The 19,676-nt window shown below is 63.1% G+C and carries 16 protein-coding genes and 1 tRNA gene; 10 read left to right on the forward strand and 7 right to left on the reverse strand.

Annotated elements, in window-relative coordinates; all coding sequences use genetic code 11:
• Positions 1-64 precede the first annotated feature (64 nt).
• Positions 65-1,222: an MFS transporter gene (locus CHR90_RS08370; RefSeq protein WP_170941348.1), complete on the forward strand. Its 1,158-nt coding sequence runs from the start codon at positions 65-67 to the stop codon at positions 1,220-1,222.
• Here the strand turns inward: CHR90_RS08370 and CHR90_RS08375 are convergent.
• A complete protein-coding gene (locus tag CHR90_RS08375) occupies positions 1,207-1,854 on the reverse strand; it encodes an extensin-like domain-containing protein (protein ID WP_170941349.1) in 648 nt (215 codons plus the stop codon). The genes CHR90_RS08370 and CHR90_RS08375 overlap by 16 nt on opposite strands.
• Before the next feature lie 326 nt (positions 1,855-2,180).
• On the opposite strand from CHR90_RS08375, the gene CHR90_RS08380 reads away from it, so the two are divergent.
• The 8 genes from CHR90_RS08380 (at position 2,181) to CHR90_RS08415 (ending at position 13,815) form a co-directional block, all read left to right on the forward strand.
• Positions 2,181-3,821: a methyl-accepting chemotaxis protein gene (locus CHR90_RS08380; protein WP_094408532.1), complete on the forward strand. Its 1,641-nt coding sequence runs from the start codon at positions 2,181-2,183 to the stop codon at positions 3,819-3,821.
• Positions 3,822-4,034: 213 nt separating this feature from the next.
• Positions 4,035-5,912, forward strand: coding sequence for a M23 family metallopeptidase (locus CHR90_RS08385; RefSeq protein WP_094408533.1), 1,878 nt, complete (start codon positions 4,035-4,037; stop codon positions 5,910-5,912).
• 310 nt (positions 5,913-6,222) lie between these two features.
• Complete coding sequence (gene glnK, locus CHR90_RS08390) at positions 6,223-6,561, forward strand: P-II family nitrogen regulator (protein ID WP_094408534.1); 339 nt, start codon at positions 6,223-6,225, stop codon at positions 6,559-6,561.
• A gap of 47 nt (positions 6,562-6,608) precedes the next feature.
• The gene (locus CHR90_RS08395; protein WP_094408535.1) at positions 6,609-7,928 is read left to right on the forward strand and encodes an ammonium transporter; all 1,320 of its coding nucleotides are present in this window, start codon (positions 6,609-6,611) and stop codon (positions 7,926-7,928) included.
• 374 nt (positions 7,929-8,302) lie between these two features.
• On the forward strand, positions 8,303-9,514 hold the full coding sequence (locus CHR90_RS08400) for an aminotransferase class I/II-fold pyridoxal phosphate-dependent enzyme (protein ID WP_094408536.1): 1,212 nt from the start codon (positions 8,303-8,305) through the stop codon (positions 9,512-9,514).
• On the forward strand, positions 9,511-12,042 hold the full coding sequence (locus CHR90_RS08405) for a DNA translocase FtsK (RefSeq protein WP_094408537.1): 2,532 nt from the start codon (positions 9,511-9,513) through the stop codon (positions 12,040-12,042). Before CHR90_RS08400 ends, CHR90_RS08405 begins: the two co-directional genes overlap by 4 nt.
• Before the next feature lie 121 nt (positions 12,043-12,163).
• Entirely contained in the window at positions 12,164-13,582 is a 1,419-nt protein-coding gene (pyk, locus tag CHR90_RS08410; protein WP_094408538.1) for a pyruvate kinase, read from the forward strand.
• A 35-nt stretch (positions 13,583-13,617) separates the two neighbouring features.
• Positions 13,618-13,815: a hypothetical protein gene (locus CHR90_RS08415; RefSeq protein WP_094408539.1), complete on the forward strand. Its 198-nt coding sequence runs from the start codon at positions 13,618-13,620 to the stop codon at positions 13,813-13,815.
• Positions 13,816-13,869: 54 nt separating this feature from the next.
• Here the strand turns inward: CHR90_RS08415 and argE are convergent, their stop codons facing one another.
• From argE to CHR90_RS08435, 4 genes are all read right to left on the reverse strand, one after another.
• Positions 13,870-15,063, reverse strand: coding sequence for an acetylornithine deacetylase (argE, locus tag CHR90_RS08420; protein WP_212668650.1), 1,194 nt, complete (start codon positions 15,061-15,063; stop codon positions 13,870-13,872).
• Positions 15,064-15,114: 51 nt separating this feature from the next.
• Positions 15,115-15,753, reverse strand: a complete 639-nt coding sequence (gene folE / locus CHR90_RS08425; protein WP_229671549.1) for a GTP cyclohydrolase I FolE — start codon at positions 15,751-15,753, stop codon at positions 15,115-15,117.
• A 147-nt stretch (positions 15,754-15,900) separates the two neighbouring features.
• Positions 15,901-16,293: a Co2+/Mg2+ efflux protein ApaG gene (apaG, locus tag CHR90_RS08430; RefSeq protein WP_094408678.1), complete on the reverse strand. Its 393-nt coding sequence runs from the start codon at positions 16,291-16,293 to the stop codon at positions 15,901-15,903.
• A gap of 143 nt (positions 16,294-16,436) precedes the next feature.
• Positions 16,437-17,291 carry an OmpA family protein gene (locus CHR90_RS08435; RefSeq protein WP_170941351.1) on the reverse strand — a complete coding sequence of 285 codons (855 nt, stop codon included), beginning with the start codon at positions 17,289-17,291 and terminating at the stop codon, positions 16,437-16,439.
• Positions 17,292-17,601: 310 nt separating this feature from the next.
• On the opposite strand from CHR90_RS08435, the gene CHR90_RS08440 reads away from it, so the two are divergent.
• Positions 17,602-17,675, forward strand: a tRNA-Gly gene (locus CHR90_RS08440).
• Positions 17,676-17,717: 42 nt separating this feature from the next.
• Here the strand turns inward: CHR90_RS08440 and CHR90_RS08445 are convergent.
• Both CHR90_RS08445 and yjfF read right to left on the reverse strand, forming a co-directional pair.
• Complete coding sequence (locus CHR90_RS08445; protein ID WP_094408542.1) at positions 17,718-18,698, reverse strand: aldose epimerase family protein; 981 nt, start codon at positions 18,696-18,698, stop codon at positions 17,718-17,720.
• On the reverse strand, positions 18,695-19,672 hold the full coding sequence (yjfF, locus tag CHR90_RS08450) for a galactofuranose ABC transporter, permease protein YjfF (RefSeq protein WP_094408543.1): 978 nt from the start codon (positions 19,670-19,672) through the stop codon (positions 18,695-18,697). The genes CHR90_RS08445 and yjfF overlap by 4 nt, the downstream gene beginning before the upstream one ends.
• Positions 19,673-19,676 lie beyond the last annotated feature (4 nt).

The raw sequence follows: 19,676 nt of genomic DNA on the forward strand, positions 1-19,676 counted from the left end.
AGGCATAGGTTCCATGCCGCCACGGTATCTCGACGCGCGGCGGGCAGCCGGGCAAGGATATCGTATGAGTAGTTATCTGCGCTTCAGCCTGTTTTTCGCGGCCTTTTATAGCTCGATGGGGGTATCGACCCCCTTTCTGGCGGTCTGGTTCGATTATCGCGGGTTAAGCGCGGCGCAGATCGGTCTTGTTTTCGCGGCGGGGATGACGATGAAGGTCGTTTTCACCCTGCTGGCGGGGCAATTGGCCGATCAGGTTACCCGCAAGCGCGATTTGATTACGGCGATTCTGGCGCTGGTCGCGCTATTGATGGCCGGGCAGCATTTCGCCCCCTCCTTCGTGCCGATCCTGGTGCTGTCGGCCCTGGCAACCGCCTTGCAGGCAGCGGTCGTCGCCATTACCGACGCGACGACGCTAGCCACAGCCCGGTCGGGCGCCTTCGCCTACAGTCAGGTGCGGGCCTGGGGGTCGGCGGCGTTTTTGGTCGTGGCGCTGGCGCTTGGGCCGATTTTGCAGGCGAGCGGACCGGAGCCGATTGTGTTGATCATGGCCGCGCTTGTCGCCGCCGCCGTTCTTGCCAGCCGAGGGCTGATCGATGCCCCGACGGCGGCCCGTCCGGCAACAAGGCCCGATCTTGGCGAAATGTTGCGCGGCTTCATCGGTCTTTTGCGTATCCCGGCGCTGCGACGGCTTTATCTAACGGCGGCGCTGCTGCAAAACGCCCATATCTTCTACTACGCCTTTTCCTCGCTGCACTGGCAGAAGATGGGGCTGAGTAAAGAACAGATTGGCGTCTTGTGGGCCGAAGGCGTGGTGTTCGAGATCATTCTATTTGCTGTCGTGCCGCGCATTGGCTTTCTGCGCCGCCCCGTTGCCCTGCTGATGATTGCGGGCGCGGCGGGGCTGCTGCGTTGGTCGGTGCTGGGCACCACGGCGGAGTTCAATAGCCTGTTGCTCGTGCAGGCTTTGCACGCCCTGACGTTCGGCGCGGTGCATCTTGGGTCGATGCAGTTACTGAGCGAATGCAGCCCGCCGGGCACCTCCGCCCGGGCGCAGGGGCTTTATGCCGCCCTGCCGTTGGGGATCGGCTCGGGCATCGCCTATATGCTGGTCGGCCCGCTGTATGCGGCGGTGGGCGGCGCGGGCTTTTATGCGATGGCCGCCCTATCGGTGGCGGGGGCCGTCATGGCTTACGGGCTGCGCCATCGTCAGGCCCCGCAATAGCGCTGCGGGCCGACATCGAGATGCAGATGGTCGCGGTGATCGCGGTCGGCGTTCGGCCCCAGCACGACGCTGAACAGCGAACAGGCGGTTTTTGCCGCCCGGCGCAGGAATTGGCCCTTCGGCCCTTTATCGGCCCAATCGGCTTCGACGCGGATCTTCGTACCATCGGTTAATTCAACGCCGATAATATCGATCGCGCGGCCCTTGGCGTGTTCCGATAGGCGGGCGCGGTTATTGCGGATGCCCCGGCAATTATACGACCCCACATGGTCGATGCGCTTCACTTCTTTTTTAAACAGCTCTTCGGCTAGCGGCTGCAACACTTCGAACTCGAAGCGGGCGATGGCATAGGCGAGGGTACAGGTCACGACGGTCGGGCGGCTGAGCACCATCGTCGAGCGCTGCAGCTTAACGGCTTCACTAACACCGCAGCCGTCCGGCGTGCTGAAGTCGGCGATTGGTTCGAAATCCCATCCGACTTCCGATAGGTTGGCCTGGCAGGCGAGATAGGCTTCCGATCCGCTTTCTACCCGGGGGGGCGCCGAGGCGTCTCGGGGCGGGGCGGCGGGGCGTTGGGCGCAGCCGACGAGTAAAAGCGCGAGGCAGAGAATACTGCCGAATCGGGGGAGCATTAGTAATTTTTTTACCATTTCTTTCCGCATTTGCTTAAAATCTTTCTTTTGTAACCGACGGCGATTGGTCACATACTATTTCAGTTTCATTTCTGTCACAGGTCAGGTATCGAGACTCCGAATGGCAGGGATGCCGCTCCTAAAGGCCCGCCGCCGCGCCCCAGTATAACCGGAAAATCCGGGATGGCGCAGAAGAGATGGGCCGGGAACGGCACGGTTTGTGCGTGTTAATTTAATGCGTTTCGGGCGTGTTTCGGTCGCTGTGGAGGACGGTCACCGTGGGGGAGACCGTTGTCGCCGCCGCTTTGGGCACGGGGGGACATGGGATGACGTCTTTTTGGACTTTGACCCGCAAGGTCGCGGTCATGCTGACCCTGGCCGTTTTGGTCAGTTTTTCGGTTTTGATTGCCTTACAGGTGCGTGCCACGCGGGACAATCTGTTGGAAACCCTGCGGCAGGAAGCAACGATTAAATCGGAAATGCTGGCGGTCGCTGTGCGCACGGCGGTGGCCGGGGGCGATGGCGCCGGGGTGGAAGCGGAATATATGCCGCTGGCCAAACGGCCCGATTCAACCCTTGCGAGCGTAGCGGCCTTCGATATCGATGGCAAGGTCATCATTCAATATGATGACGAAAGCAAGCGCCTGCCGCCCTATCCCGTCGATAAGACGTTCGCCGAGGCTTTGCCGACGCTGAAAGAGTTCCGCAGTGCGGTTTTGGTGACGGCGGACCATATGGTCATCGTCTCCCCCGTGACCAGTCGGCGTGGCGATGCCGTGCGCGGCGCGATTGCGATTGCCTGGAGCCTTGACGCCCAGAACCGCATGATCCAAAGCTCGGTGACCAACAGCAGCCTTGCGGCGCTGGTGATCATGGTGCTGCTGGTCGTGGTCCTGGTCGCGGTGATCGGCTGGATGATCTCGAAGCCCCTGCGCCGCATTTCTGGCACGATGCAAGAGCTGGCCAATGGCGCGCGCAATCTGGTGATTCCCAGCCTGGGACGCCAAGACGAAATTGGCGCGATGGCGCGGTCGGTTCAGGTCTTCAAGGATAACGCTGAACGGATGGATGCGCTGCAGGCCGAACAGGCGCAGCTTGAGGAGGCGGCGCGCGCCTCCAAGCGCCAGGCGATGCAGGAGGTTAGCCGCAATTTCGAAGCCTCGGTCGCGGCCCTCGTGAGTTCGGTCGCTGGGGCAGCGGGGCAAATGATCAGCCAATCGCAGAATATGGCCTCGCTGGCCGATGCGTCGATCAGCCACACTAGCGCGATGACGGCGGCGGCGGATGATACCACGCGCAATGTGCAATCGGTGGCGACGGCGGCGGATCAACTGAGCCAGTCGGTGAAGGCGATCTCCCATCAGGTCCAGCGCTCGGTGCAAATGGCGGGCGATGCGGTGGTCAGCGTCGATACGACGACGGGGCAAGTGCGCGGCTTGGCCGATGCTGCCCATCGCATCGGCGAAATCGTTCAGCTCATCAATGCGATCGCCAGCCAGACCAACCTGCTGGCGCTGAATGCGACCATCGAAGCGGCGCGCGCCGGGGAAGCGGGCAAGGGGTTTGCCGTGGTGGCGAGCGAGGTCAAGAACCTCGCGACCCAGACGGCGAAAGCGACCGAGGATATTCAGGCCCAGGTTGGCGCGATCCAAACCGCGACCGGTAGCACGGTCGATGCGATCGAAAAGATCGGCGCGATCATTCGGTCAATGAATGAAGGCGCGATGACGATCAACGCCGCCGTATCGCAGCAGGGGCAGGCGACGATGGCGATTGCGCAGAACGTGCGGCAGGCGGCGGTTGGCGCATCCGGCCTGACCGAGCAAGCCCAGGTCGTAACGACCGAAGCGAAATCAACCGGGAATGCAGCGCAGCAAGTGTTGCAGGCGGCGACCTCGATCAATGGTCAGATCGCCAACATGCGCGAGCATGTCGATCAATTTTTGTCTCAAATCCAAACCGCCTAAGAATCGCCAAAATTTTCAGAAACTTTAGCAGGAGTTTTATTGGGGAGTGTTTGCAAGATTAACCAATATTACCCAAAAATATCGACTGGATATTTTGAGCGACACCTTCAATCTTGCTATAAGCGAAGCGCACCTGCGGGAGGGGTATTACCTGGACAAGCGGAAAAACCTCCTGTAGTGACTCTCCCATCTGTTTAAAGGCGGGAGGGACGTATGACGAAGGGAGTTCAGCGGGCACCTGTGCTTACTGCACTATTTTTGTCCTTGATCGCTGTCCCTTGCGTCGCCACCGCAAAGACCACCACCCCCGCCGACGCTAAACCCGGCAAGGAAGTGACGGAAAAGCGTCCGGCAACCAAGCCTACCGTCGCGACTGGGAAACCGGCTCCGGCGAAGTCGGCGCCAAAGACCGCGTCGGTTGCCGCTCAAAAGCCGGACGCGCCGAAAGCCCCGACGCCGAAGTCTGCTGTGGCGAAGACCGGCCAGAAAACCGCACCGACCAAATCCGCGCCGACCAAACCCGTCACCGTCAAAGCCCCGGTCCCGAAATCGGCCCCGAAGGCCGTGCCGGTCAAAGCGCCGTCCCCCCCCGCGCCCGAGGTTATCCCCGCGAGCGCGGCGCCGTTGCCGCCGGGCTGCGTGCCGAACTTGGTTGATGCCGATTTTCAGACCCTGCCGGTGACGGCGCTTGAAGGCATCAACCGCCGCCTTGAAGGGTTGGGGCTGACCCGCGCGGAAGCCGATAGCTCGCTGCGCACCCTTACCGAACGGGCAGGGGGCAGTTTGACCGGTGGGTCGGTCATCGTTGCGCGGTACGTCGATAGCTGCGACCCGCGCCGGGTGCAGGTGATTTCCGTTTCCTTGGCCCTAGACGGCCCGGTCTCCTACACGTGGCTGCGCGGCACCAATGCCCCGGCGACGTTGGTGGCTGATCCGGCGCCGGTTGCGCCCCTGTCCGCGCCCGTCACCGCCGCAGCGCCGGCAGTAGAGGCACCAGTCGCGGCAGTTCCGGTGCCCGATCAGACGCTCCCGGCGCCTGCTGCTGAGGTGGCTGTGGTTAGCGAACCGCCCGCCGCCCCGCCGGGGGAAGTTAGTCGGGAAACCGCCCGTCTCGAGGCTTTTTCCGTTGGTCCCTTTACGCCCACCCCGAAGCCGGAGGGGGCGCGCCGTGTGTTCACCGATGCGCCGCCTGAACAGGCGCCGCTCGGGTTCCATCTGCGCGTTGCCGGGCAAGTGCAGGAAGGCGACCTCGGCCCCGCGCTGGCCGCCGCCGGTTTGCCAACCTCGGTCGTGCAGCAGGTGCTCGATAGTTTCGCCGCCGATGGCAAGATGCCGCTGGCCTCGACCGACGATCTTTCCTTCGATGTCTTATACCGTGCCTCGTCCGATCAAACCGCCGAACCGGTGTTGACGTCGGCGGAACTGAGCCACGCTGGGCAGAGCCGCCGTTTGTACTATTACGTTCCGGAAGAAGGCACGGCCCATCTGATCGACCAGGAAGGCAAGGTGCGGTTGGCGCAGGGGCCGGATTTTATCCACCCGCTGCCGGGCCAGCGCATGACGTCCGGTTTCGGTTGGCGCATGCATCCGGTGCTGCGGGCGCGTAAGTTCCACAAGGGCGTCGATTGGTCGGCGCCACGCGGCACCCCGGTGGTGGCGGCGGGCGATGGGATCGTCGAAACCGTCAAGTTTCATCGTGGCTACGGCAAATATATCCGTATTGTTCATGATGACCGGACGGAAACGATCTATGCCCACCTCGATCAATTCGCCAAGGGGCTGCGCGAAGGCGCGCCGGTGCGGCAAGGTCAGGTGATCGGCACGGTCGGGCGCACGGGGATCGCTTCCGGCAATCATCTGTACTTCGAGTTGATCGTCGACGGGCGCCATATCGACCCGCTGCGCAATGTGCCCGCCCTGGTGCAGGATATGCTGGCGGAAGGCAAGGATAAGGAAGACCAGCAGCGCTTCATTTCCTTCGCCGATACGCTGCTGCAACAGCTTCCCGCCAATGCAACGGTGGCGGAAGCCGCAGCGACCACCTCGAAGCGTGGGGTGCGCAGCGAACCCGCCCCGGGCGATATTCCCTAACCGCCCTCCCGACCGGGTGGCGCGAAAACAGGCAGAATTCGGTCGGTTTTCCACTCCCGCCCGATTTTACGGCAAGCTTTCTAAATTTTTTCTAAACAAAACAGGCCGTTACCCGAAAATGGTAACGGCTTATTTGTTTTTAACCCCAATTCATTGATTAAAAAACAGTCATTGCCTATTATTTGAGCGCCCAAAGCGAGACTTAGGCGAAAATATGGCTGATTCATCCCGGTTTCGCATTGCGGCACGCTTTTTGAATTTGCTGCAACCGATGCCGTTCACTGCGGCGTGACAAGGGAGAAACCGGGCTATGAAACTGATCACTGCGATCATAAAGCCGTTCAAGCTAGAGGATGTACGCGAAGCGCTGACGGCGCTTGGCATCCAAGGGCTGACGGCGTCGGAAGTGAAGGGGTTTGGCCGCCAAAAGGGCCAGACCGAAATCTACCGTGGTGCAGAATATGCCGTTAGCTTTCTGCCGAAGGTAAAGATCGAAGTGGCGGTTGCCGACGAACTGGAAGACCAAGTTGTCGAAGCCATCCAAAAGGCCGCCCATACGGGCCGCATCGGCGATGGCAAGATCTTCGTCCTCGATCTGACCCGTGCCGTGCGCATCCGCACCGGCGAAACCGACGGCAACGCGCTCTAATGTCCGGTTTCACGACCCCCGACGTTCGACAAGAAGGAACCTTCCCTATGCAGGAAAGCGTGAAAAAGGTCGGCCGTGGTTTGGCGGCCCTGGCAGCGGTTGCGCTGGCCGCCGCCCCGGCCTTGGCCGAAGAAGCGGCTAAGCCGAAAATCGATACGGGCGATACCGCCTGGATGCTGGTCTCCACTCTGCTTGTGCTGATGATGACCATTCCAGGCGTGGCGCTGTTCTACGGCGGTATGGTCCGCAAGATGAACGTGCTGTCCACCGTGATGCAGTCGTTCGCGATCACCTGCATCGTCACCATCCTGTGGGTGTTGGTCGGCTACAGCCTGGCTTTCTCCGAAGGCAGCGACTTTATCGGCGGTCTGTCGAACGTGCTGTTGGCGGGGGTCACGCTGGATAGCGTGAACAGCCTAGCCGCGACGATCCCGGAAACGGTTTTCGTCACCTACCAGATGACCTTCGCGATCATCACCGTCGCGTTGATCACTGGCGCCATCGCCGACCGCATGAAGTTTTCGGCCCTGGTATTGTTCACGATCTTCTGGCTGCTGCTGTGCTATGTGCCGGTGGCCAAGTGGGTCTGGGGCGGTGGGTTCCTCGGGTCGGCGGGCGTGCTCGATTTCGCGGGCGGGACGGTCGTTCACATCAATGCCGGTGTCGCCGGTCTGGTCGCGGCTATCGTGATCGGCAAGCGTCGCGGCTATGGCACCGAAATGTTCCTGCCGCACAACCTCGTGCTGTCGGTTATTGGCGCCTCGCTGCTGTGGGTGGGCTGGTTCGGCTTCAACGCCGGTTCGGCCGTCACGGCGGGCGTTGGTGCCGGTATGGCCATGCTGGCGACCCAGGTTGCCGCCGCCGCCGCCGCTCTCGCTTGGATGTTCGCCGAATGGGCCATGCGCGGTAAGCCCTCGATCCTCGGGATCATCTCGGGTGCGGTTGCTGGTCTCGTCGCTATCACCCCTGCCGCCGGTTTCGTCGGGCCGGGTGCGGCGATCATCATCGGTCTGATCTCGGGCGTGATCTGCTTCTGGTCGGCCACCAGCCTGAAGAACGCCCTCGGCTACGACGACAGCCTGGACGCCTGGGGCGTGCACGGGGTTGGCGGTATCGTCGGTGCGATCCTGACCGGCGTTTTCGCCAGCCAGGCCATCACCGGCGTTCCCGAAAAGTCGGGCCTGCTGGAAGGCAATAGCGGTCAGGTGCTGCTGCAGCTCTATGGTATCGGCGTGACCCTAGTTTACACCGCCATCGTTACCTTCATCATCCTCAAGGTTGTCGATCTGATCGTCGGCCTGCGGGTTGATGTGGATGCGGAGCGCGAAGGTCTCGACCTGCGCCTGCACGGCGAATCGGTTCACTAAGCCGATCCCATCCGTTTGCACGGGGAAGGGGGCTGCTGCGGCGGCCCCCTTTTTCGTTTGGGCGGCATTTGAGCCAAGTCGGCGCGGTGTGTGATTTTCTGCTCATGGGCTGGTCGGGGGCTGGTCAGGGGGCCGCTGCCGCGTCATACAAGGGAATGCGCCGGTTTGGCGGGGCCATAGGTTTCCTCATGATAGGAGACCCGCCGAAAGGTTGACGCCGGTTAACGTCTTACGCATCATACCGGCAATCCTCGAATTAACACATTGCTTTAAGTTAAGAGATTTTTGTGTTGTAAGACAAAGCGCTGAATGGCATCTTTAGCCCTGCGTCATAAATCGTAGGACGCTTAATGCGGCGGATTTCGGGCTAAACCATGCTTAATAATCGACTCGATAAATTGGGAGATTATCCGTTCCGGCGCCTAGCAGCGCTGCTGGCGGACGTCACCCCGCCGGTCGATCCCGCGCCGCTGCTGCTGTCCATCGGCGAACCACAACTACCGACGCCGCCGCTGGCGATGACGGCCCTGACGGGGGCCGCTGCCAGCTTCAACAAATATCCACCCGCCGCCGGGGCACCCGATTGGAAGGCCGCCGCAGCGGGCTGGCTGACCCGCCGCTATGGGCTGGCTGACGGGTTTATCGACCCCGATAAGACGATCGTTCCTGCGCCGGGCACGCGCGAGGCGCTGTTCCTGCTCGGGCTGGCGGCGATTCCGACCGCGAAGAACGGGCAGGTGCCCGCCGTCGTCATGCCGAACCCCTTTTATCAGGTCTATGCCGGGGCATCGGTGCTGGGCGGGGCAGAGCCGGTGTTCGTCGATGCAACCGCGGAAAACGGCTTTCTGCCCGATCTCGACGCGCTGACACCGGAGCTTTTGGCCCGCACGGCGATCTTCTATCTCTGCACCCCGGCGAACCCGCAAGGCACCGTGGCGCCGAAGCCCTATCTGGCCCGGCTGCTGGCGCTCGCCCGTCAGTATGATTTCGTGCTGGCGCTCGACGAATGCTACGCCGAGATTTATGCGGAAACGCCGCCGCCCGGCGGGCTGGAGGTCGCCCAGGCCAGCGGGGCGCTGGATAATCTCGTCGTTTTCCACTCGCTGTCCAAACGCTCCAGCGCGCCGGGGCTGCGCTCCGGGTTCGTGGCCGGCGATGCCACCATTATCGGCGCGCTGACGCGGGTGATGGAATATGGCGGGGCAGGGATGCCGCTGCCGATCCAGGCCGCAGCGGCGGCCTTATGGCGTGACGACAGCCATGTCGAAGAGATCCGCGCCATCTACCGCGCCAATTTTGCCGCCGCTGCCGAGATCATCGGCGACCGCTGGGGCCGTTTCACGCCGCCGGGCGGCTTCTTCCTGTGGCTGAACGTCGGAAATGGTGAAGCCGCGACCCGTGCCTTGTGGCGCGACGCGGGGCTGAAAGTCCTGCCGGGCCGCTATCTCGCCCGCGATCAGGCCGATGGCTCCAACCCCGGTGCCGCCTATATTCGCGTTGCCCTGGTGCATCCGCCGGAGGTGATCCGCGCGGCTTTGACCCGTCTCGCCGACTGCCTCCAAACCCTTGAGGAGCCTGCCCGATGACCGATTTCGCCAGTGGGAAGGGCCGCGCCGCGCTGCTCCCCGTCGGAGCCGATAAGTTCATCATCCGGCGGGTGGAGGAGACGGCGGGCCTCGTGCTGCTGCTGCTGTCGGCGGCGCTGTTCCTCGCCTATCTCAGCTATTATCCCGCCGATCCGTCGCCGCTGAAGGCAACGGGAGGGCCGGTGCGCAATCTGCTGGGCGCTTTCGGCGCGACGGTCAGCGATGTGGGTTTACAGACGCTGGGCCTCGCCCATCTCGCCCTGATCGGTATTCTTGCCGCCTGGGGCTGGCGTTTGTTCGCCAATCACGGGCTGACGCGCCTGTGGCTGCGCGTTTCGCTGCTGCCGCCGACCCTAATCTGCGCGGCTTTGGCAGCGGGCGCCTTGCCGCATGGGATCGCCTATGGTTTGCCCGCTGGGCCGGGCGGGGTGATCGGCGAATTGGCCTTTAAGCCGATTAGCGCCTTGGGGCCGATGATCGGCGGCGCCAGCCGGTCCACCATTGGGCTGATCGCGGCGGGCTGCACGGGTTTCCTGGCGATTTGGGCGCTGGGCTTTGGCGGGCGCGAGTGGCGCGAACTGCGGAAGCAGATGGGGCAGTTGCGTGCCCGCGCGCAAGGGCTGCCGATGCCGTCGCGCCCCAGCATCGATGTGCCGTCGCTGGCGGTGAAAATGCCGCCGATTGCCTCCGGCCTCGGGGGGCTGCTGAACCGCAAGGGCGGGGCCAAGCCGGTCAATCCGTTTATGGCGAAGACGGCGGGCGGGGAAAGCCGGGCCGAACCGCGCTTCGGACGCCCGGTCACGGCGGCGGATGCGCCGCGCCCGTCTGCCCCCGATGCCGCAGCCGATCTCGATGCCCCGGCCTTCGTTGCCGCCGCGCGGCAGGAGACGGCGACCGCCCCGAGCGCCGCGCCGTCCGTGGTTGGCCCGAAACCGTCCCATGAAACCGTGACGCACAAGCGGGTCGTCGCGAAGGCCGAAACCAAGGCCGGGGCATTTCAGCCGACCGCTTACCCTGGCCTGCCCGAACCCTCGGGCGAGCATAGCCTGCCGCCGGTAACCATGCTGCTGGAGCCGCCCGCCGAAACGGCGCTGCCGTCCACCGCCGCTCTTGAACAGAATGCCCGGCTGCTGGAATCGGTGCTGGAAGATTTCGGCGTGCGGGGGGAAATCGTCAATTCGCGTCCTGGCCCCGTCGTGACCATGTACGAGCTTGACCCGGCCCCCGGCACCAAATCGGCCCGCGTCATCGGCCTGTCGGAAGATATCGCCCGTTCGATGGCGGCGCTGGCCGTGCGCATCGCGACCGTACCGGGCCGGACCGTTATGGGGATCGAAGTGCCGAACGCCCGGCGCGAGACGGTGCTTTTCCGTGACGTGCTAACCCATCCCGATTTCGCCGATCCCGCCCGCCGCCTGCCGCTGGTGCTGGGGAAGGATATCGGCGGAACCACCGTGGTGGCCGATCTTGCCAAGATGCCGCATCTGCTGATCGCCGGGACCACCGGCTCGGGCAAATCGGTTGGCATCAATGCGATGATCCTGTCGATCCTGTACCGGCTGACCCCGGAACAGTGCCGCCTGATCATGATTGATCCGAAGATGCTGGAACTATCGGTCTATGACGGTATTCCGCATCTGCTGACGCCGGTCGTCACCAACCCCAAGAAGGCGGTCGTTGCGCTAAAATGGGCCGTGCGCGAGATGGAAAACCGCTATCGCGCGATGGCGAAAATCGGCGTGCGCAATATCGAGAGCTATAACACCCGCTGCGCCGAACTGACCGATAGCGGCGCGTCGCGCACCCGCCGGGTGCAGGTGGGCTTCGATGAAGTGACCGGCACGCCTTTGTTTGAAGATCAGCCGCTGAACCTCGATCCGCTGCCCTACATTGTCATCGTCGTCGATGAAATGGCCGATCTGATGCTGGTGGCGGGGAAGGAGATTGAAGCGACGATCCAACGCCTCGCCCAAATGGCGCGGGCGGCGGGCATTCATTTGATCATGGCGACGCAGCGACCCTCGGTCGATGTTATTACCGGCACGATCAAAGCGAATTTCCCCACCCGGATCAGCTTCCAGGTGACCAGCAAGATCGATAGCCGCACCATTCTGGGCGAATCGGGGGCGGAACAACTGCTGGGGCAGGGCGATATGCTCTATATGGCGGGCGGCGGGCGGATTACCCGCGTCCACGGCCCCTTCGTTTCCGATGCAGAAGTCGAACAAATCGCGCAATTCCTGCGCCAACAGGGCGAACCCGCCTATGTCGATGCCGTGTTGGAAGAGGATGACGAGGCAACCGCTGCCGCGGGCGGCGGCGATACCGACAGCGACGGCGATGCGCTCTATGATCAAGCGGTCGCCCTGGTCGCGCGCGAACGCAAGGCTTCGACCAGCTTTATCCAACGTCACCTGCAGATTGGCTACAACCGGGCGGCCCGGTTGGTCGAAAAGATGGAGGCGGAAGGCGTGGTCAGTGCGGCCAATCACGTGGGCAAGCGCGAAGTTTTGGTGCCAAAACGCTGATCTTGCGGATGCGAACATGTAGTGAGCAACTCGCTCACTACACTCTAACAAATTGATTTCACTTGATAATTTCTGTGGTTCCTCCGACAGTGGCGGCATAATCAGCTCTGGGGAGGATAAGATGCGTCGTGAAGGCTGTACCCGAATTGTCGCTACCCTGGGTCCGGCCAGTTCCAGCCCGGAAAGGATCGCCGCGCTGATTAAGGCCGGGGCGGATGTGTTCCGCCTGAACTTCAGCCACGGCAGCCACGAGGATCACGCCGCCCGCTACCATACCGTTCGCCGCGTTGCGGCAGAGGTTGGGCGCCCGATTGGTATTCTGGCCGATCTGCAAGGCCCGAAGCTGCGCATCGCGACCTTTGCCGAGGGCAAGGTGGAGCTAACGGCGGGGCAGCGCTTTCGCCTCGATCTCGACCTCACGCCAGGCACGGCCACGCGCGTTGGCATGCCGCACCCCGAAATTTTTGCCGCTATTGCCCCAGGCCAGGATCTTTTGCTGGATGATGGCAAGGTTCGCCTGCGGATTGTCGAAAACGGCACCGACTTTGCCGAGACGGAGGTCATTACCGGCGGGCCGCTGTCGAACCGCAAGGGCGTGAATGTGCCCCATGCGATCATCGATCTGGCCGCCCTGACCGAAAAAGACCGCACCGATCTGGCCTTTGCCTTGGAATTGGGGGTGGATTGGGTCGCCCTGTCCTTCGTGCAGCGCCCGCAGGATGTGGCGGAAGCACGCAAGCTGGTCGGGGGCCGCGCGGGGGTTCTGTCAAAGATCGAAAAACCGTCGGCCATCGATCATCTCGACGATATTATCACCCTCTCTGATGCGCTGATGGTGGCGCGTGGCGACCTTGGGGTGGAAATGCCGCCGGAAGATGTGCCGGCCTTGCAGCGTCGCATCGTCCGCGCCGCCCGCCGCGCCGGGAAACCGGTGGTCGTGGCAACCCAGATGCTCGAATCGATGATCACCGCCCCGACGCCGACGCGCGCCGAAGCCTCGGACGTGGCGACTGCCGTTTATGACGGGGCGGATGCGGTGATGCTCTCTGCCGAGACGGCGGCGGGGCAATATCCGATCGAAGCGGTCAGCATTATGGAACGCATCATCTGCCGGACGGAGCGCGACAGCCTTTATCGGTCGCTGATGATGGCTGAAGTGCCGACCCATGACGAAACCGCGTCCGATGCCGTGGCCGCCGCGTCGGCCCAAGTGGCGGAAACCATTAAGGCCGCCGCGATTGTGACCTTCACCTCCTCGGGCCTTACAGCGCTGCGGGTGGCGCGTGAACGGCCCAGCACGCGCATTCTGGCGCTGACCGCCCGCCCGGAAACAGCGCAGCGCTTGGCGCTGGTGTGGGGGCTGCACCCCGTGGTCTGCGACGATTGCCGCGAGTTCGACGATATGGTGGCTATTGCCTGCCGGGTCGCGCGGGAAACCGAGATGGCCCATGCGATGCAGAAGCTCGTGGTGACGGCGGGTGTTCCCTTTGGTACGCCGGGGGCTACGAATATTTTGCGTATCGTGCGGGTAGAGGGGTAAACTGCGCGCCAGAGTTTACCGAGCGAGGTTTCATCATGGCCAAACCCCCGATGCCCGTTCCTGGCGCCGAGCGCGATCCGCTGGCCGAGGAAATCGAGATGAAACTGCGCGGGGTCGATGGCGGCGTGCGGGTTTCTCTCGTTAAGCAGATCAATAAGCTCGTCGAAAAGAACCCGGAAGTCTTCGTCAGCAATATGCGCAATTGGATGAACCAGGGGCGCCACGACGATTAAGGCGGGTATGACACCGACCAATGGAAAAAGGGGGCCACGCAGGCCCCCTTTTGTTTATGTGGTCAAAGCCCCAGTGCGGAGCTTATCGAACAGCCGATTGAGGAAATCGGCGCAGAGGTCGAGCTGCACTGGATCGATAAACTCATCGGGCTGATGGGCCTGATCGATCGACCCGGGGCCGCAGATCACCGTATCCATGCCGTCCTGTTGGAAGAGCCCGGCTTCCGTCGCGTAAGAGACCGCAATCGCGCGGTTATGGCCGGTCAGCGTCAAGGCCAAGCGCTCCAGCGCCGAGTCGGGATCGGGGCGCAACGGCGGCACGGTGGCAAGGGCGCGGATCTCGATATCGGCGTCCGGGTGCTGGGCCTTCAGGGCGGGGCGGATGTCTTCTTCCACCTTGGCGCGGATGCGCCCAAGAATCTCCTCCGCCCGATCCCAGGGGGCAAGCCGCAGATCCCAGGCGACGCGGCAGCGGCCCGGAATGATGTTCGTAGCCGTGCCGCCGTCGATCATCGTGACGGTGACGGAGGAGCGGGGCGGGGCGAAGTCGCTGCCGTCCTGGGCGCGGGCCTGGGCGGCGCGGTCTTCGGCTTCGATCACCTCGATCAGCTTGGCCGCTGCCGAAATGGCCGATACGCCGCGATGGGGCTGGCTGGAATGGGCGGGAATGCCGGTAATCAGCGCTTCCATCACGTAACAGCCTTTATGGCTGTTCACGACCTGCATCAGGGTCGGCTCGCCGATAATCGCCGCGCGCGGGCGGATTCCTTCCGCCAGCAAATCGACCAGCAGCGACGGCACACCCTGGCAGCCGGTTTCCTCGTCGCAGGATAGGGCGATATGCAGCGGCACCGGCAGCGGATTGGCCACTAACGCCGGAATTTGCGCCAGGGCGACGGCACAAAAGCCCTTCATATCGGACGTGCCGCGCCCATACAGCAGCCCGCCGCGTTCGGTGACCGTAAAGGGATCGCTGGTCCAGTTCTGCGCCGCGACCGGCACGACATCGGTATGGCCGGAGAGCACTAACCCGCCCCGCGTTGCTTCCCCATCGTGGGCGGCAATCGTGGCAAAGAGATTGGCCTTATGACCATCGACGGATTGAGTGAGGCGGAAGGGGACGTGCCAGCTTTCAAGATACTCCCCCACACAGCGGATCAAATCCATATTGCTGTCGGAAGATACGGACGGGAAGGCGACCAGACGGTCGAGCCATTCCCGTGCAGTCAGGCGGATACCATGCGGCACGATAATTTTCCTTGGCGGTGGCGGGCAGGGTTTCCCCCGCCCGCGCAATATTTATACCGCTGAGGAGCTTAGACCCGGCTGGCTGATCAGCGCCAGAAATTCACGCCGGGTTTCGATATTGCTGCGGAAGGCGCCGAGCATACGGCTGGTCACCATCGCCACGCCCGGCTTGTGCACACCGCGCGTCGTCATGCACTGGTGCTGCGCTTCGATAACCACAGCGACACCGAGCGGCTGCAACACCTCGTCCAGCACATTGGCGATCTGCGCCGTCATCTTTTCCTGGATTTGCAGGCGTTTAGCGAAAACTTCCACCACCCGCGCCAGCTTGGAGATGCCGACAACGCGGTTTTTCGGCAGATAGGCGATATGGGCCTTGCCGATGATCGGCGCCACATGATGTTCGCAGTAGGATTCGAAGCGAATATCGCGCAGCAGCACCATTTCGTCGTAGCCGTCGGTTTCTTCGAAGGTGCGTTGCAGCATATCCTTCGGATCGACCGCATAGCCGGCGAACCATTCTTCATACGCGCGAACAACGCGGGCGGGCGTATCGACCAGCCCTTCGCGGCTGGGATCATCCCCCGCCCAGCGCAGCAGCGTGCGCACGGCGGCTTCAGCCTCCTCCCGGCTAGGGCGGGGCGCCTCAGTCACCGCTTCGGAGGAAACAAGGTCAGTTTTAGGGGTAATGAATGCGTTCACGATCAATCCTTTCGTCCGACGCGCGGGCCGGAAACCCATCCCGTGGAGTCAGTCTGCCGAACCTTTCAGCAGGTTGGCGCCTGCAAGCCTTTGAGACATGGCGCCCCTACCCACAAAGTCAAGCGCTGTACGGGGTTAATTCAGCCGAACGACCGCGTGCGGGGAATCGAGCGAGAAGGCGGGGACGGCAATTTCAAACCGTTCGCCGGTCTCGGCCTCCATCTCATAGCTGCCGACCATGATGCCCGAGGGCGTCGCCAGCGGCGTGCCACTGGTATATTCGAAAGCCTGGCCCGGCTTTAGCACCGGCTGTTCGCCAACCACGCCCGCCCCGCGCACCTCCAGCCGCCGCCCCAGCGCATCGGTAATCTCCCAATGGCGGTTCAGAAGCTGCACGGTGCGGTCGCCGTCATTTTCAATGCGGATGTGATAGGCCCAAACAAAGCGGCCTTCCCCAGGTTCCGACTGATCTTCCAGAAACGTCGGCTGCACGGTCACGGTGATGGCACGGGTGGTGGCGCGGTACATGGTAAGGGGTTCGGTTCCTTGGCGGCCCCGTTCAGCGGGGGCGGTGATCATTCGGGCCCAGCCTAGCGCCCCCCCTGCAAAAACAAAAGCGCCGATCCCCGAAGGGACCGGCGCCATATAGGCTAGGACTGACTGGCCGCAGTTTAGCGGATGGTCAGTTCAACGCGACGGTTGCGGGCTTCGCGCACGCCATCCGCCGTCGGAACGGCGGGTTCGGTTTCGCCGAGCGCGGTGACCGAGGTGCGTTCGGTGGCGATGCCCTTGGCGACCAGCGCGCTGCGGACCGCATCGGCACGACGCAGCGACAGGCGGGTGTTATATTCCGGCGTCCCCGAGCGGTCGGCATGACCGACGATGGTGATGCGGGCGTTGCCCGTGGCTTTCGCCGAGGCCGAGGCTTCATCGATGATGCGCAGGGCAGCGGCATCGAGACGCGCGCTATCCCAAGCGAAGTAGATGATGAAGTTCTTGCTGAGCGCAGCGGGCTGCGCCGGGGCCGGGGCCGGGGTGGCAACCGGGGTCACCAACTGGGCCAGGGCGTGTTCGAAGGTGCCACGGCACGACGCGATATCGGCCAACTGGAAGGCTTCTTCTTCCTGCTCAACCCAGCAATCGAAAGCCGCTTGGGCCTTCGCGGCAATCGCCGGCTTGGTGGTGCGGGCATTGGCATCCAGCGCCTGGATCAGCTTCGCGCGGGCGGTGCCGAGTTCCTGGGCCTTTTCCGGGGTCAGCGACCAATTGGTCAGCACTTCCGGCAGCACGTTTTCACCGCGCGAGGCGGCCAAGCCCTTCGCCGCGAAGGTATAGGCATCCGGCCAATCCTTCATTTCATCGGCTTCGAAAATCGTCAGCGACCGATATTCGGTGGTGAGTGCCTTAGTGAAGGCAGTGCCCTGCGACGGCTCGGTAGTGCCGCGCAGCGCGTCGATATCCAAAGCGCCGCAGCCCGACAGAAGGGCCAGACCGGCAACAACACCGAGCAGCTTAACCGACTTCATCGCATTCTCCTTTTTTGTCTCGCCCAAGCCCGGGCGCGCCAGCGCTTGAGGGCGAGCCTCAACCTTTAAACTCATGGTGCCATTTCTAATGCGCGCGCGCCGGGGGAGCAAGCCTGAACCGACGCGAAGATGTATCACGTGGCTCTCCACCCGATGGATTCGCCGCTTTCGTTGCGAAATTGCCGCATTGATGCGGGAAAGCCACGGGTTTTGCCTCTCGTCGGCGGTCCTGATCCTCTCCGCCTTCCGGGCTTGCATCCCGGCGCGGGCTTGCCTATAAGACTGTCACTGACGCGCGGACATGCGCCGTGCGGGTGTAGCTCAATGGTAGAGCAGAAGCTTCCCAAGCTTACGACGAGGGTTCGATTCCCTTCACCCGCTCCAAAATCTTCAACTCGATACGATCTTTCGTCGGCTCTGTGCTGATCACAGGGGTGCGAGCCGATACTCCGTCCGCTGCGTGTAGTTGTCCCCGGGTGCCAAACGGGCGGAGGGGAAATGCGGCTGGTTCGGGCTATCGGGGAAGAACTGCGGCTCGAGCGCCAAGCCCGCGTAAGCGCCGTGCGGCGTTGGCAGACCGTGGCCATCATAGACCTGAAGCCCTGCCGCATCGGTCCAAATCGCGCAGGATAGCCGCTCATCCGGGCCGATCAGCCGGGCGATGGGGCCGAAGTGCCCGGCGGGTTTGCGCAGCACGAAATTGATATCGTAAGGATGATCCGGCGCCTGCCGGATTCGGCGCAGCGTGCGGAAATCGAAGGGTGTTTCGGCCACCCGGCGGATTTCCCCCGTCGGGATCAGGTCGGTATCGACGGGGGTGTAGAAATCGGCGGCGATTTCTAAGCGATGGTCGCGGCTGTCGCTGCCCGGTTGCAGCGTGAAATAGGAATGATGGGCGAGGTTCATCACCGTTACGGCATCGCTGACGGCCTGATACTCGACGCGCAAGGTCGCCGGGGCGTCCAGCGTGTAGCGGCACTGCAAGCGCGCCGTGCCCGGGAACCCGTTATCCCCTGCTGGCGAGAGCAGTTCCAGCGTCACTGAGTTGTCTGAAACCGCGACGACGGACCAGTTTTTCCGCGAAACGCCGCTGGTGCCGCCGTGCAGATGCTGGCGGCCTTTTTCGTTGCAATCGACCTCGTAGCGCTGCCCATCCAGCTCAAAGCGCCCTTGTGCGATGCGGTTGGCATAACGCCCGGCGGTTACGCCAAGATAGGCGGGATTGCTGAGGTAGCCGAGTGGATCGGCGTGTTTCAACACCAAGGGCCGCGGCCCCTCCGGCAGGGTCAGCACCAGATCCCACACGGTGGCGCCAAGGGTTAGGATTTCGGCACGCAACGCGCCCTGAACCAGGGTAACGACTTCGACCGTCTGATCGTCCAAGACCGCAAGACTACGCCGCATCATGCCGCCCCCCGCCGCAGGCTGGCGAAGGATCGGGCGATGCCGCGCTGGAAGACGATGAAGGCGAACAGCAAGCCGCCGACGGCGATCTTCGTCCACCAGGAATTCAAACTACCGTCGAAGGCAATCAGCGTCTGGATCACCCCTTGGATCAGCCCGCCGAACAAGGTGCCCAGCAAATAGCCGACCCCGCCGGTCAGCAGCGTCCCGCCGATGACGACGGCGGCGATGGCGTCAAGCTCCACCCCCACCGCCGCCAGCGGATAGCCGGAGGCGGTATAGAGCGTGTAGAGAATCCCGGCGAGGCTGCTGTAAAAGCCGCTGAGCGCGTAAATCCCGATCACCGTGCGCCGTACCGGCACCCCCAGCAGCACCGCCGAGGTGCGGTCGCCGCCCAAAGCATAGACATTGCTGCCGAACCGGGTCCAATGGGCGAGAATCAGGCCACCCGCCAGCGCCGCCAGCATGATCAGCGCGCCGACCGTCAGCCCGCCGCGCCCCGGCAATGGCACGCGCACCCCGGCCAGCATGTCGATAAACGGGTGTTGGATGGCGATGGATTCCAGCGTTAACCCGAAGGCCAGCCCGCGCAGCAGGAACATCCCGGCCAGGGTGACGATGAAGGGCTGAATATCGAAGGCTTCGATCAGCCAGCCCATCGCGGCCCCAAATGCGACGCCGAAGACCAGCGCCGCCCCGGCGGCGGCCAGCGGGTGCCAGCCCGCTTGCGTGACCAGCAGGGCAAAGCCGACGCCGACGAAGGCGATCATGGAGCCGACCGAGAGATCGATCCCGCCCGACAGGATGACGAAGGTCATGCCAATCGCCGCCGTGATCAGAAAAGCGTTATCGGTCAATAGATTGCCGAGCACCAGAGTGGAGGCAAAATTGCGGTACTGTACCATCCCCAGACCATAGAGCAGCAGAAAGACAAGCAGAGTCGCGGCGAGCGGGATTAGGCGTTCGTTCTTAAGCATCTCC

Origin of the sequence: Elstera cyanobacteriorum (assembly GCF_002251735.1) — a bacterium.
Lineage (GTDB): Bacteria > Pseudomonadota > Alphaproteobacteria > Elsterales > Elsteraceae > Elstera > Elstera cyanobacteriorum.